The organism is Paenibacillus sp. MMO-58, from assembly GCF_037146255.1.
Taxonomy (GTDB): Bacteria; Bacillota; Bacilli; order Paenibacillales; family Paenibacillaceae; genus Pristimantibacillus.
This window is the reverse complement of the sequence record NZ_JBBCVY010000001.1, coordinates 917,276-944,020: the sequence shown is the minus strand read 5'-3', so window position 1 is coordinate 944,020 and position 26,745 is coordinate 917,276. Positions and strand designations below refer to the sequence as shown.

At 51.1% G+C, this 26,745-nt stretch carries 32 protein-coding genes; all 32 read right to left on the bottom strand.

Going from position 1 to position 26,745, the window contains the following annotated elements; all coding sequences use genetic code 11:
• Window positions 1-91: 91 nt before the first annotated feature.
• Window positions 92-898 carry a tryptophan synthase subunit alpha gene (gene trpA, locus WFJ73_RS04385; protein ID WP_336771862.1) on the bottom strand — a complete coding sequence of 269 codons (807 nt, stop codon included), beginning with the start codon at window positions 896-898 and terminating at the stop codon, window positions 92-94.
• The gene (gene trpB, locus WFJ73_RS04380) at window positions 895-2,091 is read right to left on the bottom strand and encodes a tryptophan synthase subunit beta (protein ID WP_336771861.1); all 1,197 of its coding nucleotides are present in this window, start codon (window positions 2,089-2,091) and stop codon (window positions 895-897) included. The genes trpA and trpB overlap by 4 nt, the downstream gene beginning before the upstream one ends.
• On the bottom strand, window positions 2,088-2,750 hold the full coding sequence (locus WFJ73_RS04375) for a phosphoribosylanthranilate isomerase (RefSeq protein WP_336771860.1): 663 nt from the start codon (window positions 2,748-2,750) through the stop codon (window positions 2,088-2,090). The genes trpB and WFJ73_RS04375 overlap by 4 nt, the downstream gene beginning before the upstream one ends.
• Entirely contained in the window at window positions 2,747-3,544 is a 798-nt protein-coding gene (trpC, locus tag WFJ73_RS04370; protein ID WP_336771859.1) for an indole-3-glycerol phosphate synthase TrpC, read from the bottom strand. Before trpC ends, WFJ73_RS04375 begins: the two co-directional genes overlap by 4 nt.
• On the bottom strand, window positions 3,534-4,586 hold the full coding sequence (gene trpD / locus WFJ73_RS04365) for an anthranilate phosphoribosyltransferase (RefSeq protein ID WP_336771858.1): 1,053 nt from the start codon (window positions 4,584-4,586) through the stop codon (window positions 3,534-3,536). Before trpD ends, trpC begins: the two co-directional genes overlap by 11 nt.
• Before the next feature lies 1 nt (window position 4,587).
• Window positions 4,588-6,150 (bottom strand): anthranilate synthase component I, encoded by a 1,563-nt coding sequence (trpE, locus tag WFJ73_RS04360; protein WP_336771857.1) that lies wholly within the window; start codon window positions 6,148-6,150, stop codon window positions 4,588-4,590.
• Between the two features lie 380 nt (window positions 6,151-6,530).
• Window positions 6,531-6,899: a chorismate mutase gene (gene aroH / locus WFJ73_RS04355; protein ID WP_127494152.1), complete on the bottom strand. Its 369-nt coding sequence runs from the start codon at window positions 6,897-6,899 to the stop codon at window positions 6,531-6,533.
• 5 nt (window positions 6,900-6,904) lie between these two features.
• Window positions 6,905-7,999: a 3-dehydroquinate synthase gene (aroB, locus tag WFJ73_RS04350; protein ID WP_336771856.1), complete on the bottom strand. Its 1,095-nt coding sequence runs from the start codon at window positions 7,997-7,999 to the stop codon at window positions 6,905-6,907.
• A gap of 177 nt (window positions 8,000-8,176) precedes the next feature.
• Window positions 8,177-8,338 carry a hypothetical protein gene (locus tag WFJ73_RS04345; protein WP_336771855.1) on the bottom strand — a complete coding sequence of 54 codons (162 nt, stop codon included), beginning with the start codon at window positions 8,336-8,338 and terminating at the stop codon, window positions 8,177-8,179.
• A 62-nt stretch (window positions 8,339-8,400) separates the two neighbouring features.
• Window positions 8,401-9,186, bottom strand: coding sequence for a CheR family methyltransferase (locus tag WFJ73_RS04340; protein WP_336771854.1), 786 nt, complete (start codon window positions 9,184-9,186; stop codon window positions 8,401-8,403).
• 37 nt (window positions 9,187-9,223) lie between these two features.
• Window positions 9,224-9,667 (bottom strand): nucleoside-diphosphate kinase, encoded by a 444-nt coding sequence (gene ndk / locus WFJ73_RS04335; RefSeq protein ID WP_248756344.1) that lies wholly within the window; start codon window positions 9,665-9,667, stop codon window positions 9,224-9,226.
• 239 nt (window positions 9,668-9,906) lie between these two features.
• A complete protein-coding gene (locus WFJ73_RS04330) occupies window positions 9,907-10,881 on the bottom strand; it encodes a polyprenyl synthetase family protein (RefSeq protein WP_127494160.1) in 975 nt (324 codons plus the stop codon).
• Between the two features lie 4 nt (window positions 10,882-10,885).
• The gene (locus tag WFJ73_RS04325; protein WP_336771853.1) at window positions 10,886-11,743 is read right to left on the bottom strand and encodes a menaquinone biosynthesis protein; all 858 of its coding nucleotides are present in this window, start codon (window positions 11,741-11,743) and stop codon (window positions 10,886-10,888) included.
• Entirely contained in the window at window positions 11,740-12,369 is a 630-nt protein-coding gene (locus WFJ73_RS04320; protein ID WP_336771852.1) for a UbiX family flavin prenyltransferase, read from the bottom strand. The genes WFJ73_RS04325 and WFJ73_RS04320 overlap by 4 nt, the downstream gene beginning before the upstream one ends.
• Window positions 12,363-13,238, bottom strand: coding sequence for a UbiA-like polyprenyltransferase (locus tag WFJ73_RS04315; protein WP_336771851.1), 876 nt, complete (start codon window positions 13,236-13,238; stop codon window positions 12,363-12,365). The genes WFJ73_RS04320 and WFJ73_RS04315 overlap by 7 nt, the downstream gene beginning before the upstream one ends.
• Window positions 13,235-13,981 carry a demethylmenaquinone methyltransferase gene (locus WFJ73_RS04310; RefSeq protein ID WP_336771850.1) on the bottom strand — a complete coding sequence of 249 codons (747 nt, stop codon included), beginning with the start codon at window positions 13,979-13,981 and terminating at the stop codon, window positions 13,235-13,237. The genes WFJ73_RS04315 and WFJ73_RS04310 overlap by 4 nt, the downstream gene beginning before the upstream one ends.
• Before the next feature lie 20 nt (window positions 13,982-14,001).
• Complete coding sequence (locus WFJ73_RS04305; RefSeq protein ID WP_336771849.1) at window positions 14,002-14,853, bottom strand: heptaprenyl diphosphate synthase component 1; 852 nt, start codon at window positions 14,851-14,853, stop codon at window positions 14,002-14,004.
• A 123-nt stretch (window positions 14,854-14,976) separates the two neighbouring features.
• The gene (locus tag WFJ73_RS04300) at window positions 14,977-15,528 is read right to left on the bottom strand and encodes a hypothetical protein (protein WP_336771848.1); all 552 of its coding nucleotides are present in this window, start codon (window positions 15,526-15,528) and stop codon (window positions 14,977-14,979) included.
• A 135-nt stretch (window positions 15,529-15,663) separates the two neighbouring features.
• Window positions 15,664-15,885 carry a trp RNA-binding attenuation protein MtrB gene (gene mtrB / locus WFJ73_RS04295; protein WP_127494174.1) on the bottom strand — a complete coding sequence of 74 codons (222 nt, stop codon included), beginning with the start codon at window positions 15,883-15,885 and terminating at the stop codon, window positions 15,664-15,666.
• A gap of 214 nt (window positions 15,886-16,099) precedes the next feature.
• Entirely contained in the window at window positions 16,100-16,375 is a 276-nt protein-coding gene (locus WFJ73_RS04290) for an HU family DNA-binding protein (protein ID WP_127494178.1), read from the bottom strand.
• 164 nt (window positions 16,376-16,539) lie between these two features.
• A complete protein-coding gene (locus WFJ73_RS04285) occupies window positions 16,540-17,529 on the bottom strand; it encodes an ABC transporter permease (RefSeq protein WP_336771847.1) in 990 nt (329 codons plus the stop codon).
• Window positions 17,526-19,040 carry a sugar ABC transporter ATP-binding protein gene (locus WFJ73_RS04280; RefSeq protein ID WP_336771846.1) on the bottom strand — a complete coding sequence of 505 codons (1,515 nt, stop codon included), beginning with the start codon at window positions 19,038-19,040 and terminating at the stop codon, window positions 17,526-17,528. Before WFJ73_RS04280 ends, WFJ73_RS04285 begins: the two co-directional genes overlap by 4 nt.
• Before the next feature lie 82 nt (window positions 19,041-19,122).
• On the bottom strand, window positions 19,123-20,247 hold the full coding sequence (locus tag WFJ73_RS04275; protein WP_336771845.1) for a sugar ABC transporter substrate-binding protein: 1,125 nt from the start codon (window positions 20,245-20,247) through the stop codon (window positions 19,123-19,125).
• A 300-nt stretch (window positions 20,248-20,547) separates the two neighbouring features.
• Entirely contained in the window at window positions 20,548-22,026 is a 1,479-nt protein-coding gene (gene spoIVA, locus WFJ73_RS04270; RefSeq protein ID WP_127494186.1) for a stage IV sporulation protein A, read from the bottom strand.
• 272 nt (window positions 22,027-22,298) lie between these two features.
• The gene (locus tag WFJ73_RS04265; RefSeq protein ID WP_336771844.1) at window positions 22,299-23,018 is read right to left on the bottom strand and encodes a hypothetical protein; all 720 of its coding nucleotides are present in this window, start codon (window positions 23,016-23,018) and stop codon (window positions 22,299-22,301) included.
• A gap of 66 nt (window positions 23,019-23,084) precedes the next feature.
• The gene (locus tag WFJ73_RS04260) at window positions 23,085-23,432 is read right to left on the bottom strand and encodes a 2Fe-2S iron-sulfur cluster-binding protein (protein ID WP_336771843.1); all 348 of its coding nucleotides are present in this window, start codon (window positions 23,430-23,432) and stop codon (window positions 23,085-23,087) included.
• Window positions 23,429-24,040 (bottom strand): hypothetical protein, encoded by a 612-nt coding sequence (locus WFJ73_RS04255; RefSeq protein WP_336771842.1) that lies wholly within the window; start codon window positions 24,038-24,040, stop codon window positions 23,429-23,431. Before WFJ73_RS04255 ends, WFJ73_RS04260 begins: the two co-directional genes overlap by 4 nt.
• A 28-nt stretch (window positions 24,041-24,068) precedes the next feature.
• The gene (locus WFJ73_RS04250) at window positions 24,069-24,365 is read right to left on the bottom strand and encodes a 2Fe-2S iron-sulfur cluster-binding protein (protein WP_336771841.1); all 297 of its coding nucleotides are present in this window, start codon (window positions 24,363-24,365) and stop codon (window positions 24,069-24,071) included.
• A 45-nt stretch (window positions 24,366-24,410) separates the two neighbouring features.
• Window positions 24,411-24,590, bottom strand: a complete 180-nt coding sequence (locus WFJ73_RS04245) for a DUF2768 family protein (RefSeq protein ID WP_015843993.1) — start codon at window positions 24,588-24,590, stop codon at window positions 24,411-24,413.
• A gap of 132 nt (window positions 24,591-24,722) precedes the next feature.
• Window positions 24,723-24,995, bottom strand: coding sequence for a stage VI sporulation protein F (locus tag WFJ73_RS04240; RefSeq protein WP_336771840.1), 273 nt, complete (start codon window positions 24,993-24,995; stop codon window positions 24,723-24,725).
• Between the two features lie 94 nt (window positions 24,996-25,089).
• The gene (locus tag WFJ73_RS04235) at window positions 25,090-26,124 is read right to left on the bottom strand and encodes an NAD(P)H-dependent glycerol-3-phosphate dehydrogenase (RefSeq protein WP_336771839.1); all 1,035 of its coding nucleotides are present in this window, start codon (window positions 26,122-26,124) and stop codon (window positions 25,090-25,092) included.
• Between the two features lie 8 nt (window positions 26,125-26,132).
• A complete protein-coding gene (gene plsY / locus WFJ73_RS04230; protein ID WP_127494200.1) occupies window positions 26,133-26,738 on the bottom strand; it encodes a glycerol-3-phosphate 1-O-acyltransferase PlsY in 606 nt (201 codons plus the stop codon).
• Window positions 26,739-26,745: the final 7 nt, after the last annotated feature.

The window sequence follows — 26,745 nt, the reverse complement described above, 5'->3', positions numbered from 1 at the left end:
GCACACAAGGAAAACGCCTAACCGTCCGTTGGCAGGGGCGCAACCGCTTTGAATAAAAAAGGACAGAGCCGGCAAGCTCTGTCCTTTCGCATTAGCCCTTCAATCCGGCAACAAAGCTGCGGATTTCGGCAAATCCCTCTTCCCGCTTCGAAGAATCGCTTAATAGTGGAAGCGTTTCTTCGATTTTGCGCACAATCGCGCTGCCTACGACTACGCCGTCGCAGGTTTTCTCAAAGCGCTCCACCTGCTCGCGGCTGGAAATACCAAAGCCCACGGCAATTGGCAGATCCGTTGCTTCGCGAACCGTTGCAAGAAAGTCGTCAATGCCGCTGTGGAATTCGGCACGGACTCCCGTTACGCCAAGCGAGGATACGCAGTAGACAAAGCCGCGTGCTTTCTTGGAAATGCGGACAACGCGGTCCTTCGAGGTTGGAGCCACCAGCGGAATAAGGTGAACGCCTTTCGCTTCAGCCAGCGTACGGACCTCCTCATCCTCTTCAATCGGAAGATCCGGAATGATAAGTCCGCTGATCCCCTTTTCCACAACAAGATTCATAAAGTCCTCCAGGCCGAATTGCAGCACCGGATTGAAATAAGTAAACAAAATAAACGGCAGTTTGACGCCGGCTTCGCGGGCTTGCGCAGCCGTCTCGATGCAGTCCAGAATCGAAATACGATTCTTGAGAGCGCGTTCGGATGCCCGTTGAATAACCGGTCCGTCCGCAAGCGGATCGGAATAAGGGACACCAAGCTCCACGAGATCCGCGCCCGCTTGTTCAAGCTCTTTAATAATAGCGATTGACGTAGGAATATCCGGATCCCCAATCGTCAGAAACGGAATAAGTGCCGTCTTTCCTTCTTGCTTCAATTTGGCAAAAGCAGCATCGATCAAATTCATGCCTCTGCACCTCCCAGGTAACCCATGATCGCTTCCACGTCTTTATCGCCGCGTCCGGACAAGCTGACAACGACAATTTTGTCTTGATCAAGCGTTGGAGCCAGCTTAATCGTCTGGGCAATCGCATGGGCGGATTCCAATGCCGGAATAATGCCTTCCGTACGGGACAGCAGTTGAAGTGCGTCAAGCGCTTCCGCATCGGTAATCGGGAAGTATTCCGCTCGTCCGGAATCCTTCAAATAAGCATGCTCCGGTCCGATGCCCGGATAGTCAAGTCCCGCCGAGATGGAATGCGCAGGCTGAACCTGACCGTATTTATCCTGCAGCAAGTAGCTCATCGAGCCTTGGAAAACGCCGTGGCTGCCCATGGTCATCGTCGCTGCGTGCTCTTCCGTATCAATACCGCGTCCTGCTGCTTCTACCCCAACAAGACGGACGGATTCATCTTTAATAAACGGATAGAAAATACCGATGGCATTGCTGCCGCCGCCAACCGCCGCAACCACATAGTCCGGAAGGCGCTCTTCCGCTTCGACAATCTGCTTGCGGGATTCGTCCCCGATAATACGCTGGAAGTCGCGGACCATCATCGGATAAGGATGCGGACCTGTTGCCGATCCCAGAATGTAGAACGTATCGTCTACATGGCTGACCCAGTAGCGGAGCGTCTCGTTGCAGGCATCCTTAAGCGTACGGGTGCCCGACATAACGGGAACTACCTCCGCTCCAAGCAGCTGCATGCGGAATACGTTCAGCTGCTGGCGCTTCATGTCTTCTTCGCCCATGAATACTTTGCATTCCAGTCCAAGCAAAGCGGCAACGGTTGCCGATGCAACGCCGTGCTGGCCTGCGCCGGTTTCGGCAATGACCTTTGTTTTGCCCATGCGCTTGGCAAGTACGGCCTGACCGATCGTATTATTGATTTTGTGCGCGCCGGTGTGGTTCAAATCTTCGCGCTTCAGATAAATTTTTGCACCGCCAAGGTGCTGGCTCAACCGTTCCGCGTAATAAAGGGGCGTTGGACGTCCCGAATATTTGTGCAGAAGATCATGAACCTCCTGCTTGAAGGATTCGTCCTGCGAATAATGTTTATAAGCCTCTTCGAGCTCCAGCAAAGCGTTCATCAGCGTCTCCGGTACATACCGGCCTCCGAATTTGCCAAAGCGCCCGTTCTCGTCTGGTACTTGGTTCATCGTTCTATCACCTTTCCAACGAATAGTCTAATCTTCTCGATGTCTTTGCGGCCGTCCGTCTCGACACCGCTCGATACGTCAATACCGTCAACCGGATGGCCCGCCAGAAGCTCTCCAACATTGCCGGGATGAAGTCCTCCCGCTACGTATAAAGGAACATTAATGGCTGCTGCCGCATTCTGATAGTCCGCTATGTGCTGCCAGTCAAAGGTTTGACCCGTACCGCCGCCGGCTGTATCGATCAGAATAGCGTCTACGGCTCCTTCATAAGCAGATACAAGTTCCTGAGCATCTTTACCGTCTTTACCGATAGAAAGTACTTTCCATACCTTCTTATCCAAGCGGTTCTTAACCAAAAGGCAAAATTCCGGCGTCTCCTGTCCATGCAGCTGCACGACGTCTAGAGGCGCTTTCGCAACAATTGCTGTTAGTTCCTCTATCCCGGGATTAACGAAAACGCCTACCGTTTGAGGGGCTTTACCCTCCGCTGCCTGAAGCTGCTTGGCTGTCCGTATTAGGATTGCAGCGGTTTCCGCATCGACCTGGCGTTTGCTTGGCGCAAACACGAAGCCGATCTCATGAAAAGGAAGCCCGTTCATCTCCGCAATGGTAGCGGTATCCCTCAATCCGCAAATCTTGATTCTTGGCGATGCCGTCATGCCCGCGTCACCGGACCCATCAGGTCGACAACAGCCTGTCCGGCATCCGGCTGGCGCATGAAATGTTCGCCGATAAGGACGCCTTGCGCGCCAACTGATTGCAGATAATCCATATCTTTTCGTCCAGCAATGCCGCTTTCGCTTATAACCGTAACCCCTTTGGGCATGAGATCGATAAGAGCTTCAGTCGTACGGAGATCGGTTACGAAGGACTTCAGGTCACGGTTGTTAACGCCAATCAGTGTCGCTTTATCAAGCTCCAGAACCCGCTCAAGCTCCTCACGGTCATGAACTTCAACGAGAACGTCCATGCCAAGCGATTTTGCCGTGTCATACAATTCCGACAGCTCGGAAGATGTAAGAATTGCTGCTATTAATAGTACCGCATCCGCTCCAATAACACGAGCCTCGTATACCTGACGGTAATCGATTATAAAATCTTTGCGGAGAAGCGGATTGCTGACCGTCTCCTTGATCAGGGTTAAGTAATCATTGGAGCCTTGGAAATAATCACGGTCCGTCAGCACCGAAATACAATCTGTGCCTGCGCGCTCATAAGCTGCCGCAAGCTCGGCAGGATGAAAATCAGGACGGATAAGTCCTTTGGAAGGGGATGCTTTCTTCACTTCCGCAATCAGACCGACATCCCGTTTGCGACCTGCTGTCAGTGCTCGTTCGAAGCCGCGGCATTCGGGAAGCGAAGCGATTTCGCGTTCATACTCGGATAGCTGGAAGCCCGAAGCGAGATGAGCAACCTCTTCCCGCTTCGTTACTACGATTTTATCAAGAAACATGAGTCAACTCTCCTGTCGTCTGAATAAGCTTTTGCAATTGCTGATATGCCATGCCGGAATCAATCATCTCGGCAGCCAGCGCAACACCTTCTCGCAGAGAATCCGCATAGCCGCCTACATAAATGCATGCCCCCGCGTTAGCAAGCACGATATCGCGGTACGCACCGCGTTGTTCGCCGCTGAAGATCCCGCGGATCAAAGCCGCATTCGTCTCCGGATCTCCGCCGATCACTTCGGATATCGGATAGCGGGATAGTCCCAGTTCTTCCGGAGTCAGCTCGTAAGTCACCACTTCGCCGTTTCGCAGCTCGGAAATTTGGGTTGGCGCCGAAATGCTGATCTCATCCAATCCGTCCACGCTGCTGACAACCATTGCCCGCTTCACGCCAAGCTCGTTTAATACGGCTGCGATCGTGGACGTTTTGGTACGGTCATACAAACCGATCAGCTGACGGTCGGCGCCTGCCGGATTCGTTAATGGACCAAGCATATTAAAGATCGTACGGACGCCAAGCTCGCGGCGCGGCGCTGCCGCATGGCGGAGAGAGGGATGATACAGCTGAGCGAACATGAAGCAGATGCCGATCTGATTCAGACATTCGGATGCTTGCTCCGGAGTTAGCGTAATGTTCACGCCTAGTGCCTCGAGTACATCCGCGCTGCCTGCTTTGCCAGACATTGCCCGGTTGCCGTGCTTCGCTACGCGAATGCCGGCAGCCGAAGCGATAATAGCTGAAGCAGTGGAAATATTGAATTTATGAATACCGGAGCCGCCCGTCCCGCAAGTATCAAGCAGGCCTTCCTGCTTCGTCTGCACGTGGCTGGAATGCTGGCGCATCACTTCCGCAAACCCCGTAATCTCGTCCTTCGTCTCGCCCTTCATGCGCAGAGCTGTCGCCACGCCCGCGATTTGCGAAGGAGTAGCGTTGCCGCTCATAATAATATCCATTACTGACCGGGCTTCTTCGCGCGTCAGATCGGTGCTGCTCATCAGCTTGTTTAAAGCTCCTTGCATCGTTACCTGTTCTGTCACCAAACTCATTTTACAACACCTCTCCGCTTGTTACATAGTAGTCCGCGTTAACTGCCTGTTCAGCCGAACTCTTCCGTTTGCCAAAAACCGCTTCCGCCGCGCGGATCGCCTTAAGGCACGCTTTTGCTTTATTAACCGTCTCCATATATTCGCTCTCCGGAACGGAATCCCATACGATCCCTGCTCCGCTCTGAACATAGGCTTTGCCGTTCTTGAACACAATGGTTCGAATCGTAATGCATGTATCCAGCGATCCGCCAAATCCGAGATAGCCGATTGCCCCTGCGTAAGCGCCGCGCGCTTCGTTCTCGAGCTCAGCGATAATTTCCATCGCCCGAAGCTTGGGAGCGCCGGATACCGTGCCAGCCGGCAGACAGGACAGGAAAGCGTCGAAGAAATCTTTGTCCTCGCGAAGCTTGCCGGATACATTGGACACGATGTGCATGACATGCGAGTAACGCTCAATCTCCATATAAGCGTCGCAGCGCACCGTGCCGAATTCCGACACGCGGCCGATATCGTTGCGTCCAAGGTCAACCAGCATCAGATGCTCCGCCCGTTCCTTCTCGTCGGCGAGCAATTCCGTCTCAAGCGCCTTGTCTTCCTCCGGCGTCTTTCCGCGTGGTCTAGTTCCGGCAATCGGGCGGGTCTCGACTTTGCGGTCGCCGTTAACCTTAACGAGCGCTTCAGGCGATGTACCTACGATTACTTCATCCCCCATCTTCAGATAATACATATAAGGAGACGGGTTCATTGTGCGAAGCACGCGGTATACATGAAGCGGATCAACCTCGGTCTCGATGCTGAAGCGCTGAGATAGGACGACTTGGAAAATATCGCCGGCGCGGATATATTCCTTCGCCTGGTCAACGTTCGATATAAACTGTTCCTTCGTCAGGTTGGACTGTACATCGCCAAGCTCGGGATCAACAGGAATCGAAGAACCCGATGTTACCGGAACCGTAATCGGCTGCTGCACGCGTTCGATTGTTGCCTCGATCTTGGCTACCGCACGGTTATAAGCCTTCTCGATATCCGCGTTAGTAGCTTTATGAGGAATATGAACATTCCCGATAATTTGCAGCTGCTGCTTGAAGTGGTCAAATACGATAACCTGATCGCAGAACATAAATTGCAAATCATTCATTTGCAAGTCATCGACGCGGTGTGCCGGGAGGTTCTCGTAATATTGGAGCAAATCATATCCGAAATATCCGATCGCACCGCCCGTAAACGGCGGAAGCTCCGGCATCGACGGACTGCGGAAGCCGCGCAGCTGAGCCTTCAGGAGCTCAATAGGCCTCTCGTCGAACACTTGCTTCTCGCCGTTATGCTCCAGTACCATCTTCCCGTTCTTCCCATAGAGCATCATGAAAGGATCCGTCCCGATGAATGAATATCTCGCCCATTTCACTCCGCCCTCTACGCTCTCAAGCAGGAACGCGTGCTGCTCCTTCGCAAAATGCTGGAACAGCCTGATTGGTGTTTCCGTATCCGCAAGCATATAGCGTACGATCGGAATAATATTGTATTGGTCGGCCAGTTTCGTTACTTGCTGCAATTCATTTGTCATGGGGGGGTTCCTCCTCTTGGTACTCGCGTATGGGTTAGAAGGGCATTAAAAAAGCCCCTGCCGGGAGCAGGGGCGTTGAATGTATAGATGATGACAAAAAAGATTGCGAACAAAATAAAGAATAGACCTAAGGCGCACGATAGCGATTCTATCTCTTGCGCTTAGCTACGGTAAACAAGCCTTCTATTCTCAACTGTCCTGCACTCGTCTCTGCTTAACTCATCTCAACTCAACTAAAAGCCTGCTACCTAAGTTGAAACGGCAACGCCATCCTGTGATGATGTTCGCGTTTCCTGTAAAACCTGTCTCTCAACTTGCTACTCTTCTCTTGCCTAACTATTGTTAGTAATCAATATACTACCGATTAGGCCCTTCGTCAATCAGGATTTTGACAAATCCGGACGAAGCACGCGCGCGCCTCCAAGATAAACATGGTTAATCTCGGCCTGGGTTTTGTCCGTATTCAGATGAATCATAAAACGGACACAGCGCTCAAGGCTGCCTTTCACCGGCACTTCCAGCGCGCACATTAATGGCACAAGATCCCAGCCGCTCATCTGACGGATCGCAATGGCCGGGAATGTAGCGTCCAGGTCTTGCGTAACGGTAATAAACACGCTCGCAATATCATCCGGGACGATATCGTTTTGTTTCACAACTTCTTGCAGCAGCTCAAGCGTTGCCTGCAAAATTGGCTCTTTTTCATTTACGTCGACGGTAATGGCACCGCGAATCCCTCTAACTGTCATCCCTTTTACGCCTCCAGTTTCAATTGCTCAACGATGTCCCGTACCCATGCGGACTGTACATCCTTCTTTATTTCCACTTTGCCGATCTCGGTTGGCACTACAAATACCATCGTGCTCTCGCTGAATTTTTTGTCATGCATCATCGCATCCATAATGGCATCGACGTGAAAATGCGCAGGAAGCTTCACCGGAAGTCCTACCTTGGACAACACGCGCTTCGTGGTCGTATAAACCTCTTCAGGCGCGCCGTAACGCAATCCCAGTCTCGCCGAGCCAATCATGCCTATAGAGATGGCCTCCCCATGCAAAAGCTCGCCATAGCCGGCTACCGCTTCCAGCGCGTGGCCGATCGTATGGCCCAGGTTCAGAATCGCGCGAAGGTCATTCTCGCGCTCATCTTGAGACACAACGGCTGCCTTTACGCTGCAGCCTTTATAAAGGGCATATCCAAGCGCATCCGGTTCAAGCGCAAGCAATCGGTCCGCATTTTCTTCGCACCAGGCCGTAAATTCCGCATCCCAGATTAACCCGTGCTTCACAACTTCCGACAAGCCCGCGCTTACTTCCCTCGGAGGCAGCGACTGCAGCGTATTCAGATCGTAAAGCACCATCTCGGGCTGATGGAATGCGCCAATAATGTTTTTGGCAAGCGGATGATTAACCGCAACTTTGCCGCCAACACTGGAGTCATGCGCCAGGATCGTCGTTGGAATTTGCACAAACTTCACGCCGCGCATGTAGGATGCCGCGACAAACCCGGCAAGATCGCCCACTACACCGCCGCCCAAAGCTACAATCGTTGATTTCCGGTCCAAGCCGGCTTCAAGCGCTTTTGTCACGAGACTTTCCAGCATCGAGAGCGATTTGGAGCTTTCACCCGCAGGAACAACCGCACTAGCTACTGTAAAACCCGCTTCACGAAGAGTGCCCTCGAGCGGCTTCAGATAATGAGGGGCAACACGTTCATCCGTAATAATAAGCAGCGGCGATTTCAGGCTGATCTGATGCTTCTTGAAATACACTGCCGCCTCCTGCAAAAGACCTTCACCGATATAAATGGGATAAGAGCGTTCGCCTAGCTCAACTTTCAGTTCGCGCATGATCTCTACCATCCTAACTGTTCATATTCCGGGCTTTTTATGTAAACATCTTTGCTCATTATAGTACAGGCTTCAGTCTTTGACAAGAAATGAGACACCTCTTAAATGCGTGAAAAGGCGGATGCCAAAGCCATTTCTGGCCTCGGCATCCGCCTTTCGGGCGGCTATGGAAAAGCGTTAGCTGTTCACAAAGCGCTTGCTTGTTTCCCGTTCTGCCTTCACTGCCATCTGACTCAACAGATTAGGAAGCTGACGGCTGTCCAGACCGAGAATTTGAGCGCATTCTTGAATGGATATGATCCCGCTTCGGTAAGCATGAATCACTTGTCGCTTGTCCATCTTCATCCTCCAATTAAAGATCGGTTGTCCTTAGTATTGGAGCGGATGGAATTCGGTATACATTAGCCGGTAATTCTTCTGTAGAAGAAGGTGTCGGCCGATTCAAATCCGTATTGCGAAGGAGAAAAAATCTGCTCCGTGCTTCCAACGAACAGGAGCCCGCCGGGCCGAAGCGCGCTTGCAAATTTTTGATATAATAAGTGCTTGGCTTCTTCGGTGAAATAAATCATGACGTTACGGCAGACGATCAGATCGAAGGACTGCTCAAAGGTATCGTGGAGCAGATTCTGCTGTTTAAACGTAATCGCGTTTTTAAGCTTATCCGACACCGCGTACATCCCATGATCCGGCTCGAAATACTTCCGCCTGTAGGCAGCCGGGACGTCCCGCAAGGAACGTTCCAGATACTGCCCTTCCTTCGCTTTTTGCAATACAACCGAATCCAGGTCAGTCGCCAATAAAGACGTTTTGGAAAGAGCGTTAAGCTCCGACAGAATCATCGCGATCGTGTAAGGCTCTTCCCCCGTCGAACAAGCGGCACTCCATACCTTTAGCCTCTCGCCCCGCTGAAGCATTTCCGGCAGGAAGCGGTTTTGCAGCACTTCCCACCGGTTGGGGTTCCTCCAGAATTCGGAAACGTTAATCGTCATCCGATCCAAAAATTCATTCAGCAGACTCCGGTCCTGTTCAATAGCTTTCCAATAGGCCTCAAAGGTCTGATAGCCGTGCTTCTGGCGAAGCGTCGTCAGACGACGCTTCATTTGGGCTTCTTTATACTGCGACAAATCGATATTGGTCTTAGCCTTCATTCTTTGGATAAAAAGATCGAAATCAAGATCCTCCGACATGGACGCCTCCTGTTGTAACTACAGCGTTATGTATGGCTTAGATCCAACGCTGCACGGTATGTTCGTATTCCACTAGCTGCTCGGGCGAGAAGAAATTAGCGATCTCCCTTGCGGCGCTTTCCGGGGAATCCGAACCATGAATCAAATTCAAATTCGTATGTACGGCAAAATCCGAACGAATTGTGCCTGGCAGCGCATCTACCGCATCCGTCTTGCCTATCATGGCACGAGTGAGGGCGATAACATTATCCCCCTGCCATACCATGGCAAAAACTGGGCCGGCAGTAATAAAGTTCAGCAACGGCTCGTAAAAGGGCTTTCCTTGATGTTCGGCGTAATGGGTTTCCGCAAGCTCTCTGCTCACAACCATAAATTTGGCAGCAACCAGCTTCAAGCCTTTACGTTCAAACCGCGACACAATCTCTCCGATAAGGCCGCGTTGTACACCATCCGGTTTAATCATCAAAAAGGTTCTTTCCATAACGCTACCTCCTAAAAAGAATTGTGGAACATTTTCGTAAGCTCTGCTTACCGAGTGTGAAACAATTCTTGCTTCGTAAGCATCCACTTAAAGAATTGTGGAACATTTTCGTAAGCTCTGCTTAACGAGTGTGAAACAATTCTTGCTTCGTAAGCATCCACTTAAAGAATTGTGGAACATTTTCGTAAGCTCTGCTTAACGAGTGTGAAACAATTCTTGCTTCGTAAGCACTACATCCCCTAGTAATTACGCTTACCTACGAAATGCGCAATGTCAATCAGATTCTTCTTCGCCCCAATACCCGGTAATCCCTCTAAAGCCGCCAAAGCTTTTTTGATGTAATCATTCGCCAACTGATCAGCTAGCTGAATGCCTTTACTGCTTTTGATCAGCGAAATAGCCGGTTTGGTATCAACATTCCCGTTATGCTCGCGGATAATCCGAATTTGCTCCAGCAAAGGTTCGCGCACCTTGTCATCTTTCAAAGCGAGAATGACAGGCAGCGTAATGTTTCCTTGCCGGATATCCGAGCCCGGAGGCTTGCCGATCTGCTTCTCCGTGCCGAACAAATCCAGCATATCGTCACGGATCTGGAAGGTCATCCCGACATTATAACCGTAACGGTACAGCCGGTTGAGCGTAGCCCGGTCCGCGCCTGCCGCAGCCGCGCCAAGCTGACAGCTGATTGCAATAAGCAGCGCCGTCTTGCGGCGTATGCGCAGCAAATAATCGCGGATCGTTTGTTCGGTATTGAAGAAATACCGGATTTGCTCCATCTCGCCAATGCTCATCTGCACAAGAGATTTCGAGAGCATCTGATGGATAAACGGATCATCCAGCTCTGTTACTATCGTGAGCGCCCTGCCGAAAATATAATCGCCCGTATACATGGCAATCCGGTTATCCCATTTGGATTTGACGGTTAGCTGACCGCGCCGCGTGGATGCATCGTCAATGACATCGTCATGCACCAGGGAAGACATATGGATGAGTTCAAGCGGCACGGCTACCTTCGTCAGTTTATCAAGGTCGTATTGGCCGAATTTGCCCGCAAGAAGCACAAATACGGGGCGAAGCCGTTTCCCCCCTGCCTTCAGCAGGTGAAGAGACGTCTCGCTAAGCAGCTCGTCGCCGAACGAAATGCTTCGTTCCAGCTCTTGCTCGATTCGGGACATATCGCCTTTTAACTTTGCAAAAATGTCTAATAGTTTCATTCATTCACCTGTTCGGCAGAGATTCTTCTTTATAAAAGTGCAGGTTCACGTCGTGATCGAGCAAGCCAAGCTCACTGGCATACCGGAAATACAACGTAAGGCCTTCCTGCTGCTTTGGTCCAAAGTCGTAATTTAGGCAAGTGAAGTACATTTGCCAATAAGCCGGATCGCCGCCAAGCTGCTCCATAGCCTTCTGGATAAGCGGCGTAAGATCGCCTAAGCTTTTTTCCTTGCTGGCCGTAAATGCCCGGAACAAACGCTCGAAAGCTTCCGGTGACTGTTCCACCGCTTCCTTGCGCGCAGCTACAACGGCGTAAGTCATTGCCAGACCCGTCCACTGATTCCACACTTCACCGAGATCAATAACGGTCAAGCCTTTGTCTTCCCAAGATTCCCGGATGGCAGGATCGCCGATCAGAAGAGCGCCATCGGCCTGTTCCAGCATCCGGTCAAGATCCGGCTCGGCCGGCTCGTATACCGGATCAAGCTCGTAATACTTTTTCATTAATATTTTAAGCAGGTTAACCGACGTTGCCGACGTTGTCGTAACAGCAATTCGCTGCGGGGACGACTGCTCGATCGGTTGTTTAAGGAATAGAAGGATTGAGTTTACTTTTCCCTCCGACCCTACCGATAAATGCGGGAGAAGGACATAATCCTTGTCGTTCATCCCGTAAGCAAAGGAAGATACAGCCGCAACTTGTATCTCCCCTTCACGCAACAACCGGTTAAGTTCAGCCGGCACCTTCAGCACGATATCAATGCCGGATTGCTCTGTATAATCCTCTAAATAGTGAAAAAGCGGCCATGCGTTCGCATAATCAATCCGGCCGACGCGAATCGGATTCAGTCTGCCCGTCATGTAAGGTCATCTCCCCATCTTCTGAATAATTGATGCTCGATCGACATGCTATCGAGCACTTTGCCGACAAGGAAATTAATCATTTCATCCATCGATTGCGGTTTATAATAAAACGCCGGCATTGCCGGAATGATTCTTACCCCAAGCCGAGCTAGTGTAAGCATGTTCTCCAAATGTATAGCATGCAGAGGTGTCTCGCGCGGAACAATAATAAGCTTGCGCCCTTCCTTCAACATGACATCCGCCGCGCGTGTCAGCAAGTCGTCCGAAATTCCTCGCGCCATCGAGGCGAGTGAGCCCATCGAGCAAGGCACAATCGCCATGCCTTCAACCTGGAAGGAGCCGCTTGCGATGCTGGCGCCGATATCGGCATTCGGATGGAAGACCAGCCTGCCTGCCGTTACGGCTTCACCGAACCGCTGCTCCAATGCAGCTTGACGGCGAGATGTATCCCAGCCAAGTTCTTCTTTCAATACCCGCCATCCCGCTTCCGTCACGACGACATGAACCAGGTAATCAGCCTGAAGCAGTTCTTCGATCAACCGGATTCCGTAGATAGCCCCGCTAGCCCCGGTAATTCCGACTACCCAGCGTTTTGGTCTTGTTGCACCGCTTGCTTCTACCATTGGTGCACCACCAGCAGATCAAACATCGCAAATACGAACAACACAACGCTAAGCGTTCCGTTCATGCCGAAGAAGGCAATTTGCACGCGGGAGAGATCATTTGGTCTTACCAGCCAGTGCTGATAGAAGAGCATCAGAATCGATGCGATCGTGCCAATGAGGTACACCCAGCTCAATTCCGTCATCCAGAACAAAGCGAAGAACCCTATTGCCGTTATTACATGGAAGCCTCTAGCGATCCACAAAGCACCGGAGAGACCAAAGCGCGCAGGAATCGAATGAAGTCCGCTATCCCGGTCATATTCGTAATCCTGCGTTGCGTATACGATATCGAAGCCCGCGATCCAAAGGGCAACGGTGAAATACAGCACCCATGCCGCGGCATTCAGCGACCCCGTTACTGCAACCCAGCCTCCAAGCGGAGACAAGCCGATCGTAAGGCCAAGGAATACATGGCAGAGCCAGGTCACTCTTTTCATATAAGAATACAGAACCAGCATCACAACCGCAATTGGCATCAGCTTCATTGCAATGGGATCCAGGTTTGCCGCTGCTATAAACAACAAAGCAAAGGAGACGATAATAAATAAGATGACCTCGAACGATTTCAATAAGCCTGCCGGCAATGCCCGCTGCGCCGTTCTTGGGTTGGCTTTGTCGATCGCTTTGTCGATAACCCTGTTCAGGCTCATGGCCGCGCTGCGGGCACCAACCATCGCAAGTGCAATCCAGCCAATCTCGCCCCAGGAAGGCAACCGCTTCTCAACTGCTAACGTACCGAGAACAGCTCCCAAAAAGGCGAATGGTAGAGCAAATACGGAATGTTCAAATTTTATCATTTCCAAAATAATGCGTAGTTTGCGAATCATTGCTGCGATTTCTCCTTTGTACCGATGTGAAGTGCCGCAATCCCGCCCGTAAGCGGATAAGCTTGTACTTCACGAAGCCCGGCTTGCCGGAATAGTTCGGATAACTGGTTAGCGTCGGGGAACAGCTTCAAGGAATCCGGAAGCCACTTGTATTCGTCAAAGCGCTTCGCCACCCATTTGCCGATCATCGGCAGCATCCGTTCAAAGTATAGATAATACATGCCTTTGAATGGCTGCCACAATGGTTTGGAAAGCTCGAGGCATACCACCTTGCCGCCCGGCTTCACGACCCGTTCCATTTCCTTAAGCACCTGCAGGTAATCCGGAACGTTGCGCAGTCCAAAACCGATCGTAACAAAGTCGAAGGAATTATCGGCAAAAGGCAGCTCCATCGCGTTGCCCTGCACAAGGGTGATCTGCTTATTCAAGCCTTCGTCCTTCACCTTGACGGCACCAACGTCCAGCATGTTCTGGCTGAAGTCGAGTCCCGTAACCTGACCGGTACCGCTTGCTTTCGCAAGCGCTATCGTCCAGTCGCAAGTACCGCAGCACAAATCCAATGCGGTTTGACCTTGCTGCACGCTCATCTTGCGCATCGTAAATTTCCGCCACGCCTTATGTCTGCGGAAGCTGAGCAGATCGTTCATCATATCGTATTTCGGCGCTATGTTCTCGAATAGCGCATGCACATGTTCTTTCGAGCTGGAGCCTGAACTTGATTCAGAGCCTGTGTTTGCATTCATCTGTCATATCCCTCGTTTCGTTAAGCCCTGGTGTGGGCTGCCATCTTCTCCAGGAAGGAATCCGCCAATTCCTGAATGACGTTCTTCAGCCGGTCGGACTCCAGCTTTGCTGCCGTACTTCGCAAACTGTCAGAAGCGGCTTTCAGCTTGGAGACAAGGCTGCTTTGAAGCTCGTATTTGCCCCGCAGGTCATAAATAAAGGAATGCTCCGTCTTCCGGGAGAGGCTTTGCTGTTCTTCCGGCGTGCCTTCCTGCATGACATGCCAATAAGCCCAGCTTTGATAAAACCGGGATGGCGAATCAAAGCGATTCATTTCATCCAAGACCGTCTCGCAACGGCTCACATCCTGCAGCAACTCCGGCCAAAGCTTCGCGAACGCGCCTTCCATCATGCCGCTAAACAGCTGGAACATCTCGCTCTTGAGCTCCGTCAGTCTGTTCAAATACTCTTCGGCCTTCAACTGGGATTGCTGCATTTTGATATAAAGATCCATCTTCAATCGGTTTACTTCGCATACCGCAGCGCTGATCTTGGATACCATGCCGATCTGCCCGGCTTGAGACAATAGCTGATAGAAACGGCTGCTGAAATAATCGCCGGCCAGTACCTTCAGCTGCCTTGACCTCATCTCGTCCTCTGAGCGCCGGGTCTCCTCCGTGTCTATCAGGTCATGCGTATCCATACCCAGCTGCACCAGCGATACAACCAGCGAGTAGAGCTCGCTCTTCGGCTCAAGGTTTTCATGCTCGCTTAACACGGCATGAAGCAGCCTTAGCCTCGGGTCGGGGAAAGCAGGCAGCTCGGTGTAAGTTTGAATCATGTCATACTCGACATACTTGGATGCGAGTTCGTTGATACGATAAGGTTTCATGGGGTAAGCCTCCGAACAGATATTGCCGCTAAATAATCTAAACTATTATAGCACAACTTTAGGTCATGAGCATACGAAACAAGCCGCCAAGGTCAAATTGTTCATGATTTAGCTACAACTGCGTCAGGAAGATGGAAGGGGCTCGGCAGAATAGGTATCAATTGGTCCCAACCTCTCTTCGAGCAAGGAGGTATACGCGATTCTCAGCCGCTTCCTCCACAGCTCGTCATGCAGAGGATCGGCGTCGCTTAACTCGTTAAAGTCCTCGCCAAGCCAATTGTCATTTCTGCGGACATCTGCCGCAAACAGCAGCTGGCCGTCCGATTTGGCGTCGACGTAGCGGATCAGCAGCCGATTTACATTTTCCATCTGGGTGAATGACAGTCTGATCAGTTTCTCCATATCCCTATACCAACGCTCCGTCTGCTTCTCGTCGTCTGCGCGCATTTCAACGGTTAGCACTGCCTGGGTCCACTGCACTTTGCCTACTCTTCCAGTCAGCTGCAGGCCAACGATGGCATCAACCAGATTACTGCTTGTCAGCCTTTTCATCTCGGAGGGATGAAAGACGGCCACCTCGCCTTTCCCCTTACCGATTCCGGAATGAGGCATTAGGCCAATTACCGCCGTTACCGCAAGCGCCGCTCCCAGCGCCGTCAAATAGGCCTTTCGCATAACGGGTTCCCTCCGATCCTAGTAAACGCTCCAAAAATCCCTTATATCCCATTTTACAACCGATGATGCCAAGCTATGCACAAAAAAACTCCCAACACGCATATTCTGCGTGAGGGAGTTTGTCCGAACAATGTTTTACTGGTCTGTATCCACCGTACCGTGCTTGGTCATGACGGAAGCTTTGCCGCGGATTTTGACTGCCGATGTATGATCCGTAAATTGAACAACCAAGATTTCATTCTTGTCCAGCTTCTCCGTATGATGGAACTTGGTATCCTGACCACGCGTGAGGCCGATCACCTGAACGCCTTGATCCTTCGCTTTGATAACGATGTAATCGCCTTGATTCGGCTCCATCTTAACCCTCCTAAAAAGAATTGTCACACAATAGGCCGTCTTTCAGCCAATTGTGGTAATTCTTACTTCGTAAGCACTCGCCTCGCAGCACGATGACTGCTCTAGCATCGGGCTCGATTATACTATAGACCGGCTCTGACATGCAAGACTTGGCAGCACGACCGAAAACGAAAGCGCCCGAACGCGTTGGCGTTCGGGCGCTATACAAAAGCAATTAATTGGAAACGAGGTCTTTAAGAGATTTGCCAGGCTTGAATGCAGGCATTTTGCTTGCAGCGATATCAATCTCTTCGCCTGTTTGCGGATTGCGTCCTTTACGGGCTTGGCGTTCGCGAACTTCAAAGTTACCGAAGCCAACTAGTTGTACTTTGTCTCCGCTTTGAAGGGCATCGGAAATGGCTTCGAATACAGCATCAACCGCTTTCGTTGCATCCTTTTTCGACAGATCGGACAGTTCAGCCACTTTGTTAATCAAATCGGTTTTGTTCATTTGTTTCACCTCCCCTAAAGGTAAATGAAGAGTCATCTTATCCCTCTTATTTACTGAAAACTTGAAAAATATACCTCGACCTCAAACAAACTTATAGTAATACAGCCGATTTCCAATTTCAAGTGGCCTATAGAGGTTCCGCGTACTTTCATCAATTTTTCATTTTATCCGCTTCGTCTTCTGGACAAATGAATGAAAGTAACGGCAAGCGCGAGGACAAGGACAACGCCCTTGACAATGTCGTTGGCATAGTACTGCACTTTCATCATCGTCATGCCGTTCAGGAGCACGCCGATCAGGATCGCGCCAAAGAACGTACCGATTACGTTAGGGCGTCCCGCGCCAAGCACGGAATAACCGATAAAGACGGCAGCGACCGATTCCATCATCATTGGAGCGCCGGCATCAATCTGGCCCGTTCCGACACGCGCCGCATACAGAATACCGCCGATAGCCGCAAAAATACCGGAAGCGATGTAAGCAAACGTACGGATACGGCGCACACGAACGCCCGACAGCCGCGCAGCCTCTTCGTTGCCGCCCGTTGTATACATCTGGCGTCCCCAGCGGGTGTATTTGAAGAACAGGTGCACCGCGATAACAGCAATGATCATGAGCACCACCGGAACCGGGATGCCAAGCAGCTTGCCTTGGCCAAGCCACAGGAACGAATCGCTGAACTTGCCCGGAGCGGTAGATCCGTCAGGCATCGGCATGTTGTTGTAGATCGAATAACCTTTTGTATAGGTCTTATGGATACCGCCAACGATGTACATGACCGCCAATGTGGCCAGCATGTCCGGAATGCGGACTTTGACGATCAGAAGCGCGTTCAACAAACCTACCAATGCGCCAATCAATAGAGCAACAATGATAACGACGACAACCGGCTGCTCGTACCAGACCATGAATGCGGCCGTGACAACCGTCGTTAACGATACGGTAGAGCCTACCGACAAGTCGAAGCCGTCAACCGTCAGAGAGAAGGTTACGCCAATCGCAACAAAGGTCGTAATCGAAATAGACCGCAAAATATCCGATAAATTCGCGTACGTAAAGAAATGCTCATCCCACATCGAGAAGAATAGGATGACTAAGGCAATAACAAGTAATGATCCGAATTTAAAAATGAAATCTAGTGACTTCTCTCTCATGCCTGCTCCTCCTTGCCGCCGCTTGCGTAAAGCATCAGCAGCTCCTGCGTGGCTTCGCCCCGGCCAAATTCCTTCACTAGTGCGCCGTCGCACATGACGAGGATTCGGTCGGCGATGCCCATCGCTTCTGCAAATTCACATGTTAAGTAAACAATTACTTTCCCTTGCTCGGCGAGCGATCCGATAATCCGGAAAATATCGCTTTTTGCGCCGATATCCACGCCTTTTGTCGGCTCATCGAACAGGTAGACCTCCGCTCCGGTTGGAAGCCACTTACCGATGGATACCTTCTGTTGGTTGCCACCGCTCAGCTGACCGGTTTTCTGATTGGGAGAGGAGGTCTTGATCCCCAGCTTCCCGATAATCGCGGCAGCGTTGTTCGACTCTTTCTTTCCTGACAGGAAGCCGCTTCTCGTCAGCAGCTTCAGAATCGGCAGGCTTAAGTTGTTCTGAACCGATTCTCCTACAAGAATGCCCTGCTTACGCCGTTCCTCCGGCACCAGCACAATGCCGCCGGCTATGGCATCCGCCGGTTCGCTGTTGTTAACCGCTCTCTTGGCGATGGTCACTTTACCCGTCTCTGCCTTATCGGCGCCGAACAAAACTCTGGAAAGCTCTGTCTTGCCGGCTCCGACCAGACCAACAATGGCAACGACTTCACCGCTGCGGGCATTAAAGCTTACATTGCGGACATGATGTCCGCGCGTAACCCCGGACACCTCAAGAAGCGGATCACCGATCGGAACCTCCGTTTTCGGAAATTCTTCCTCGAATACCCGGCCCAGCATAGCTTGTACAACGTCGTCAATCGTTAACGATGATGTGGACTCGGTCAACACGCGCTCACCGTCGCGCATAACCGTAATGCGATCGCAGAGCTGGAATACTTCCGGAAGCCGGTGGGAAATAAATACGATTCCGATTCCTTCCTCTTTGAGCTGCCCGATAACACGGAATAACCGCTCCGCTTCTTCTAGGCTCAGCGGTGCGGTCGGTTCGTCAAAAATAACGTATTTTGCTTTCTCCGTCAGCAGTCTGGCAATAAGTACAAGCTGCTTCTCGGCGAGCGTCAGCTCCCCTGCCTTCTTCTTGACCGGAATCGATGCGCCAAGCCGCGCCAGTGTTGCTTCCGCCTGCTTCTCCAGCTTGCGCCAGTTCAGCCATAGGCTGCTGCCTTTGCTGGAAATGCTGTCAAGCATAACGTTCTCCGCCACGCTCAGCTGCGGAACAAGAGCCGTGTCAACTTCCTGATAAACACAATGGATGCCCAAATGTTTGGCATCCCCAGGTGAACCAATATGAACTTGCCGCCCGTCGATTGTAATCGTGCCTTCGTCCTGGCTGTAAGCACCCGATAAAATTTTCATCAGGGTACTCTTTCCTGCTCCGTTGGCACCAAGCAGCGCATGAACCTCGCCGCTTAGCAGGTTAAATTCGACGTCGCGGAGGGCGGGGACGCCGGAAAAAGCTTTCCGGATCCCCTTCATTTGCAATTGCTTTGCAACACTCATGTTGTGCACCTCTCCAGCGTTTCGTTAAAGGCTAAAACGAATTGCGAAGCCATTCTAGCTTCGTAAGCATTATGCCTCCAGATTACTTCGAGCCTTCCAGCTCTTTCATCCAGTCTTCATAGTTTTGCGTGCTGCTTCCCCAACCATTGATATATTGGGACAGTTGAGTCGTGCTTACTTTATCGGCTGGCAGCTCGTCGCGGCTTACGTATACGGCGTTAAGCACGGTAATTGGATCGTTTGCCTCGCCTTTAAACTCTTTGTACAGGGTGCGAACTTGAACGCGGCCGATATCTTTCGGATCTACGGCAGCCGAAGCAATCCAAGGGCTGTTCTTGTCTTGGATCATTTGAAGATCCTCGTCACTCATATCGATGCCGTAAACTTTGATTTCAGTACGGCCTGCTTGCTGAATTGCGCGTGCAGCGCCTTTTGCGAATTCATCCCATGCCGCCCATACAGCCGTAATGTCGCCTTTGTTCGGATATTGCTTCAGAATCGCTTCCATTTGCGCTTGCGTGTCCATTGCTGGGTTGTTAGCGTTACCGAATGCAGCGATTTCTTTGATGTCAGGATATTTCTCTTGGAATGCTTTATAAGCCACTTGGCGGCGTTCCATTGGAGCAAAGCCAGCTACCCATACTTTAACGATGTTGCCTTTGCCGCCTGCGTCTTTAGCCAACTGCTCGAGCGTAAGATTCGCCATCGATTGGTCATCCTGTTGCAGAACAGGCACGCCGTCTACTTTTACGTCTGCGTCGAATACGACAACTTTGATGCCTTTTTCTTGTGCTTTCTTGATTCCTTGTTCCAGAGCGCCAGCTTGTCCGTGGTCGATCAGGATACCGTCGAAGCCTTGGTTGACAGCTGCGTCAAGGTTGGAAGACATTTTAGCCAGGTCATTATCGGAAGCGAAAACTTGAACAGAGCCGCCGAACTTCTCAACTTGCTCTTTCACGCCTTCTACGTATTGCGAAGAAAATGTGCCTGTGTTGAACTGCATTACGAGTGCTACTTTCTTGCCTTTCAGTGCGTCAAGCTCGCTGTTGCCCGATGCCGCAGGCGCTTCCGATGCGTTAGCCGCAGCATTGCTGCTAGCTTCGGAATTAGCAGAGTTGTTGTTGTTTTTGCTGTTGCCGCATGCCGATGCAATGACAAGAACGATAGCAACAAGCAGCGTTAAAGAAAGTTTACCCCATTTTTTCATGTTCTTCTCTCCCTTTTTATCTAACCAAAATGATAGATGAAATGATCTATTTGTAATCATATCATTTTTACCAAGTATGTCAATCGGAATTTAAGTATTACTTTCACAAAAATGGGAAAAGATCGACAAACACGAACGAAAATGTCGAAAAAGATCGAAACGTTCAACAATTGCCATTATATTAACCACAACGAATAATTGCAATGAATAATTTGTTACAGCATCGACGGAATGCCGCACAGCGCAAAAAGAACGGCTGATCCGGCGTTACACCGGTTCAACCGTCCTCTTAATCTAGCTTTAAAGGATAATGGCAATGAGTCCTCCGGAACCTTCGTTAATAATTCTTCCGAGGGTCTCCTGCAGCTTGTAGCGTGCATTGTCCGGCATCATGGCGATTTTGCCCTGGATGCCTTCACGCACTAAGGAATGGAGCGATCTTCCGAAAATGTCGGACTCCCAGATCTTGATCGGATCTGCCTCGAAGTCCTGCATCAAATAACGGACCAGCTCTTCGGTCTGCTTCTCCGACCCGATGATTGGCGCGAATTCGGACTCGACGTCGACGCGGATCATGTGAATCGAAGGCGCAGTCGCTTTCAGCCTAACGCCAAAGCGGGAGCCCTGACGGATGAGTTCCGGCTCATCCAGAGCCATCTCCGCAAGCGTAGGTGCCGCAATCCCGTAGCCTGTAGCCTTAACCATCTCAAGCGCTTCCGCGAATCGGTCGTATTCCCGCTTCGCATGCGAGAACTCCTGCATCAGCTGGAGCAGATGATCCTTGCCGCGGATCTCAACTCCGACCACTTCCATCAGGATGCGGTCATACAGTTCATCCGGCGCGAAGAGATCGATCTCCGCTACGCCTTGGCCCATGTTCATGCCGCTGAGGCCGGCTCTGGCAATGAAATCATAATCGGAGAATTGCGAGACAACGCGATCGACGTCTCTCAGTCTGCGAATATCTTTCACGGTATCGCGTACGGAATTTTCGTAGTTGCTGCGCAGCCAGTGGTTCTCGTTCAGAACCATTACCCAGCTTGGCAGATTAACGTTGACTTCGTGAACCGGGAACTCGTAGAGCACTTCGCGCAGGACGGACATCACTTCTTCTTCGCCCATAGTCGCTACGCTCATCGTAATTACCGGAATATCGTATTTGGCCTGCAGCTCCCCGCGAAGCTGAATCGCTTCTTCACTGCGAGGACGTGTGGAGTTAATGATAAGTACGAACGGTTTGCCGACTTCCTTCAATTCGCCGATCACGCGCTCTTCTGCCTCTACATAGGATGCGCGCGGGATTTCGGCGATGGAGCCATCCGTTGTCACTACAACGCCAAGAGTCGAATGCTCTTGAATCACTTTTCTGGTGCCGATCTCCGCCGCCTCTTGGAATGGGATCGGTTCGTCGAACCAAGGCGTAGTAATCATGCGAGGGCCGTTCTCATCCTCATAACCTTTCGCCCCTTCGACGGCGTAACCAACGCAGTCCACAAGCCTGACGTTTACATCAAGTCCTTCACTGACGCGTAATTGTACCGCTTGATTCGGTACAAACTTCGGTTCAGTTGTCATGATTGTTTTACCCGCGGCGCTTTGAGGAAGTTCATCAACGGCTCTCACACGCTCGGCTTCGCTTGCAATATTCGGAAGCACAACCGTTTCCATAAACCGCTTGATAAACGTTGATTTGCCCGTACGGACAGCCCCTACTACCCCGAGGTAAATATCCCCGCCGGTACGTTCGGCTATATCCTTGAAAATGTCCACTTTCTCCACTGAATATCCCCTCCCAATTGATTTTCCGGTTCGCCGCCTTCCACCGGACTCAGAGGGCAGGCCAGCGACGCAACTCGTACAGCTTGTTGGACTAGTAATATCATATTGTCCTAGCCTACCGAATATTCCGATTCCTTTCACAATTTTTCCCTTAAGTCAGTCACGCTCTTGCCCTTCCAAGATTGAGTTATATGAAGATGTAAAGATTTCTATACCAAAAAATCCTCACTACCGGTCCGTATAGGATGGTAATGAGGATTCGTGTTTTCCGCTTATTTGCCTTGCTCCGAAACGGCCTGCGGTTCTTTATTCACCCAGTGATAGACCGGCGCCTTGACCGGTACAAACATATCGGAGTCAACCAGAACGGTACGCAGATCGGTGTCTGCCGCAATGCCCGTATCGCCCTTCTTTTGCATGGCTTGCATAATGTCGATCCCGTAATCCGTATACACGCGGCCGGACTCGTCCATAATTGCCGCAATCGTCTGGAAGGAATAATCGCTGCGCAGCTCCGGCGCCTTTTTGTTCATCGCCTTATAATCGATATAGACATAGCCCGGATAAGCGAGTTCGCCTTTCGGCAGCCGGTTATCGTGGTTCTTTTTATAATCGTTCACCCAGCTTTGAATATCGTTGATCTGCTGATAGGTAACCAGATTCATCAGCTTGATCTGCGGCTTAGTCTCTTCGTTGATAATCAGGAAATAATAATTGCCGCCATTCTCGAAAGCTGCGGTTGGTATCGAGCTTAGATATCCCTTGTTCTTCAGCTGCGTGAAATCAACCTGGAACTTTTCATAGACCGGCGTATCGGCGCTGCTGTTTTTCATAGGCAGCATCCCGGTCTCCGACTGGTATTGATCGATAGCCGCCTGCACATTCCGGACGGCTTCCTTTGGCGCGGCCTGATTTTGCTTAAGCTCGCTTTTGGGGTACATGCAGCCGCTCAAGGACAATACGGTCACGATCAGTATAGTAAGCATTGCCATACGGCCAGAAGCTCCAGGCAATGAATTTCTCTTTTTCACCCGCATCAATTGCTGCTCCTCCTCGTTCTACCACAACTCGTCTTTTTCTTCCGCCTGCTTCGCCAGAAGCTTCTGGACGGCGGCGCGAAGCGGATCAAGCGGCACGTCCACTTGAACCACTCCTCTTACCTTAGCCTGGCATGCAAGCCTGTAGCCCTCTTCTACCAGACCGGCAAGCTTACGCTTCTCCTCATCCGCGATAGGCATCAGGTCGCTATCCGGACGTATTTTCACCTTGCACATAAAGCAAGCCGCGTTTCCGCCGCAGCGGGTCTGAATGAGCACACCTGCCCTTCTCGCCGCCGAGAGGATCGGGGTTCCCGGCTTTACTTCAATCGTAGTGCCTGAAGGCCAGAACGTAATCCTTCCGCTCATTTGGCAGCACCTGCCTGTTTGCGGGAAAGCCGCTGTTTCATTTGCTTTCTCAGCTCTAACGTGAACACATTCCGCTGTTCAAGGAGCAGTCGGGCTGCCTCATGCCGCGGTTCCTCTTTAATGTAATCATCCGCGATCAATTGAAGCCGGTCTTCGCGTTGTCTCAGCTTATTGAACCAAAGCTCATGCGCAAGCGGAACAACCGGAACATACAGCTCCTCTTGCCCGTTCCCGACAACAAATTGCTCCGAATACGGTTTCAACAATTTACGGACTTCGGTTATATAACGCGAGCCTTCCGCACGGACGACAAAACCGCCGACCAGCTCTACCGGAACGCCTTCTATGACAAAATGACTGAGGATGGACCGGTAATTACCGCATTCGCTCAGCTCCTTCGTATCGGAAGCGTACGGCTTCAACCGCTCGTAAATCAGATCGTAATCTTCATCGTCGGCATACAAGTCGATATCATTCGGTTTTTCCTTCAGCGGCAAACCGCGCAGCATTAGACCTGCGCTTCCGCCAAGAACCCATTCTGCGCGAGCACCCTCGAGCAGCCGGACGATGGCAGCAAGAGCGTTCTCTATGGCTATATCTTTGTTCATCACTGCACATCCTCCCCCAGCGTTTTAGCTAGAAATACGGCTTGTTTACGGCTTTTACCGGGATCTCTCCGTTCTTTACGACTGCTTGGCAGGCAAGCCGGTAACCGTCTTCAAATTCCTCCGGCTCCATGCGGTCCCATTCGGCATCCGTAATTCCTTCAAGGGCCTCTGCCCCTTCTTCAATCAAGCAGCGGCATCTCGCGCAGGTTCCGCGGGTGCAATTGGATGACCAATCTACCTTTGCTTTCAGCGCGTGCTTCAGGAGCGTCGCCCCGAGTTCTGGCTCAACCACCGCCGTTTTTGTTCTCCCCTTCAGTTCAATCATGCGATTATGGTTCCTTTCGCGTTGTCGATATGTATGGCCTCTCTGTTAGACAATGGCAATCAGCCCGCATAGAAAACCAAATACAAGCAGAATAAAGGAAACAAAGGATAACGTAAACTTGATAATTCCTTTGGTCTTTAACCGGGCGAACGTAATGATTACGGCGGCGATCGCCATAAGTCCGATTCCGATTAAAGATACCCACATCTTCGTCATTGGATCCATGAACTAATCTACTCCCTAGTTGAAAACGGTAATAAATGCAACACTCATTATAACATCAAGCTCAAAAAAGGACAAAAAAAGCCAAAAAATCTGCTTTATGAAAGCAGATTTTTTGGCTTTAACGTTAGTTCATTACTTAATCATCATTTTGATCAACGATTCGATACCGCCTATACTCATGCCGCTTGCTTTCACGGCTTTAACAATATCGTTCATCGTTTTGTCCGATACCGGAACCTTCGCCATATCCGATACACTCTTAATCAGCTTGCGGAGCTCGTCTTCGTTCTTCATCGTTGAAGCCGATACACCGTCAGCCAGTTTCTTTACGGCATTTTCGGATATGTTTTTTCCGGTTTTTTTATTTATTGCATTAAGAACATCTTTGGAAAGATCCTTTGCCACTACATTCCCCTCCTTCAATGTCGCTGAAGACCTCATAAGCGTTAGCCTTGGAACATCATATGAGGAGGGCAAATGTTTGGTATAGGCGCATGTCTTAGCCTAACTGTTCAATTTCGTGCGTCTTTAAGCGGCCCATCAAATTCTCGACCGCGGACTTTGGAGAATTGTTCGCAAACAACACGCTGTACAACTCTGCCGTAATGGGCATTTGTACATCATATTGCTTCGCAAGCTCGTTGGCTGCCCGGGTCGTTCTTACGCCTTCCACGACCATGCCCATCCGCTCCAGCACTTCCTCGAGCGACGTGCCGTCCGCCAGCATGGAACCTGCGCGCCAGTTCCGGCTGTGCTGACTCGTACAGGTTACAACCAGGTCGCCTACGCCAGCGAGACCTGCAAAGGTCAGCGGATTAGCGCCCATTGCCGTTCCAAGCCGGCTGATCTCGGCAAGCCCCCGTGTGAGCAGGGCCGCTTTTGCGTTGTCGCCAAAGCCAAGGCCGTCTGACAAGCCTGCTCCAAGCGCGATAATATTTTTGATCGCGCCCGCCACTTCCACACCAACCACGTCCGGATTCGTGTAGACGCGGAAATATGTACTCATGAAAGCGTCTTGCGCCTGCTCCGCCGCATTCATATCCGCGGAAGCAACCACTACGGTAGTTGGCTGCTTGCGAATTACCTCTTCGGCATGGCTAGGACCGGACAATACAACAATTTTCTCGGCAGGGCGGTTCAGCTCTTCCGACAATACGGTTGTCATCCGTTTCAGCGTATCTGCCTCAAAGCCTTTTGTCGCGTGAACGACCAGAGCATCTTCCGCCAAATAAGGAGCTGCTTGCTTCGCAACCGCCCTCATTGCCGATGAAGGTGCGACAAATAAAGCCAGGTCCACATCCCTTAGAGCTTCCTGCATGTCCGTTGTCGCATGGAGCGACGCCGGCAGAGCGACGCCAGGCAAATACTTCTCGTTCTTATGACTGGCATTCATCTTGTACGCATGCTCGGCAGACCGTGTCCACAGCTGTACATCGTAACCATTGCCGGCCAGTACGGCGGCAAGCGCGGTTCCCCAGCTGCCTGCCACCAATACCGCCGCACGCCCTTTACGTTCCGACTTTACTTGCGACATCCTTCTGATCACGACCCTTTCTTAGCACCAAGCTTGTTCTCTGTTCCTTGCAGCAGTTTAACAATATTCGTGCGATGCCGTACAAACGCAAATACGCATAGAATGAGACTGACCGTTAATACGGGCGCGGAATAAAAGAAAATCGAAATAAGTACGGGAGTCAAAGCCGCGAAAATAAGCGATCCAAGCGATACGTAACGGGTAATGGCAATGACGATAATCGTAACAACCCCGGCGATTAGAGCCGGTACAAAGGCAAGCGCCGCAATTGCGCCAATCGTAGTCGCAATTCCTTTGCCGCCTTTGAAGTTGAAATAGATCGGCCAGTTATGCCCCATGATCGCCGCAAGGCCGCATATTGCAGGCGTCCAGTCAACGCCGTCCAATCCGAGCCAGCGACCGATAAATACCGCGGCAATCCCTTTACCAAAATCAAGCACGAAGCAAAGCAGGCCCGGCCCTTTTCCAAGAACTCGGATCGTATTGGTAGCGCCTGCGTTGCCGCTGCCATGCTCCCGGATATCTATGCCCTTCACCAGTCTTGCGATTACGATGCTAAACGATACCGAGCCGAGCAAATAACTCAGAACAACCGCGATTACAGCGTATATCAAGCTTCTT

Coding starts and splice junctions, on each gene's coding strand:
- WFJ73_RS04330 (WP_127494160.1), bottom strand. CDS start 10,881: ATGAAACTATTAGACATTTTTGCAAAGTTAAAAGGCGATATGTCCCGA.
- WFJ73_RS04320 (WP_336771852.1), bottom strand. CDS start 12,369: ATGGTAGAAGCAAGCGGTGCAACAAGACCAAAACGCTGGGTAGTCGGA.
- WFJ73_RS04250 (WP_336771841.1), bottom strand. CDS start 24,365: ATGATTGAACTGAAGGGGAGAACAAAAACGGCGGTGGTTGAGCCAGAA.
- WFJ73_RS04280 (WP_336771846.1), bottom strand. CDS start 19,040: ATGAGTGTTGCAAAGCAATTGCAAATGAAGGGGATCCGGAAAGCTTTT.
- WFJ73_RS04375 (WP_336771860.1), bottom strand. CDS start 2,750: ATGACGGCATCGCCAAGAATCAAGATTTGCGGATTGAGGGATACCGCT.
- WFJ73_RS04340 (WP_336771854.1), bottom strand. CDS start 9,186: ATGTCGGAGGATCTTGATTTCGATCTTTTTATCCAAAGAATGAAGGCT.
- trpA (WP_336771862.1), bottom strand. CDS start 898: ATGAATTTGATCGATGCTGCTTTTGCCAAATTGAAGCAAGAAGGAAAG.
- aroH (WP_127494152.1), bottom strand. CDS start 6,899: ATGACAGTTAGAGGGATTCGCGGTGCCATTACCGTCGACGTAAATGAA.
- WFJ73_RS04245 (WP_015843993.1), bottom strand. CDS start 24,590: ATGGATCCAATGACGAAGATGTGGGTATCTTTAATCGGAATCGGACTT.
- WFJ73_RS04310 (WP_336771850.1), bottom strand. CDS start 13,981: ATGAATGCAAACACAGGCTCTGAATCAAGTTCAGGCTCCAGCTCGAAA.
- ndk (WP_248756344.1), bottom strand. CDS start 9,667: ATGGAAAGAACCTTTTTGATGATTAAACCGGATGGTGTACAACGCGGC.
- aroB (WP_336771856.1), bottom strand. CDS start 7,999: ATGCGCGAACTGAAAGTTGAGCTAGGCGAACGCTCTTATCCCATTTAT.
- WFJ73_RS04275 (WP_336771845.1), bottom strand. CDS start 20,247: ATGAAAAAATGGGGTAAACTTTCTTTAACGCTGCTTGTTGCTATCGTT.
- mtrB (WP_127494174.1), bottom strand. CDS start 15,885: ATGGAGCCGAATCAAGGCGATTACATCGTTATCAAAGCGAAGGATCAA.
- WFJ73_RS04345 (WP_336771855.1), bottom strand. CDS start 8,338: ATGGACAAGCGACAAGTGATTCATGCTTACCGAAGCGGGATCATATCC.
- WFJ73_RS04300 (WP_336771848.1), bottom strand. CDS start 15,528: ATGCGAAAGGCCTATTTGACGGCGCTGGGAGCGGCGCTTGCGGTAACG.
- trpB (WP_336771861.1), bottom strand. CDS start 2,091: ATGAACCAAGTACCAGACGAGAACGGGCGCTTTGGCAAATTCGGAGGC.
- WFJ73_RS04255 (WP_336771842.1), bottom strand. CDS start 24,040: ATGAACAAAGATATAGCCATAGAGAACGCTCTTGCTGCCATCGTCCGG.
- WFJ73_RS04325 (WP_336771853.1), bottom strand. CDS start 11,743: ATGACGGGCAGACTGAATCCGATTCGCGTCGGCCGGATTGATTATGCG.
- WFJ73_RS04285 (WP_336771847.1), bottom strand. CDS start 17,529: ATGAGAGAGAAGTCACTAGATTTCATTTTTAAATTCGGATCATTACTT.
- WFJ73_RS04265 (WP_336771844.1), bottom strand. CDS start 23,018: ATGGCAATGCTTACTATACTGATCGTGACCGTATTGTCCTTGAGCGGC.
- WFJ73_RS04235 (WP_336771839.1), bottom strand. CDS start 26,124: ATGTCGCAAGTAAAGTCGGAACGTAAAGGGCGTGCGGCGGTATTGGTG.
- WFJ73_RS04315 (WP_336771851.1), bottom strand. CDS start 13,238: ATGATTCGCAAACTACGCATTATTTTGGAAATGATAAAATTTGAACAT.
- WFJ73_RS04260 (WP_336771843.1), bottom strand. CDS start 23,432: ATGAGCGGAAGGATTACGTTCTGGCCTTCAGGCACTACGATTGAAGTA.
- WFJ73_RS04290 (WP_127494178.1), bottom strand. CDS start 16,375: ATGAACAAAACCGATTTGATTAACAAAGTGGCTGAACTGTCCGATCTG.
- trpE (WP_336771857.1), bottom strand. CDS start 6,150: ATGACAAATGAATTGCAGCAAGTAACGAAACTGGCCGACCAATACAAT.
- trpC (WP_336771859.1), bottom strand. CDS start 3,544: ATGTTTCTTGATAAAATCGTAGTAACGAAGCGGGAAGAGGTTGCTCAT.
- trpD (WP_336771858.1), bottom strand. CDS start 4,586: ATGAGTTTGGTGACAGAACAGGTAACGATGCAAGGAGCTTTAAACAAG.
- WFJ73_RS04305 (WP_336771849.1), bottom strand. CDS start 14,853: ATGAAACCTTATCGTATCAACGAACTCGCATCCAAGTATGTCGAGTAT.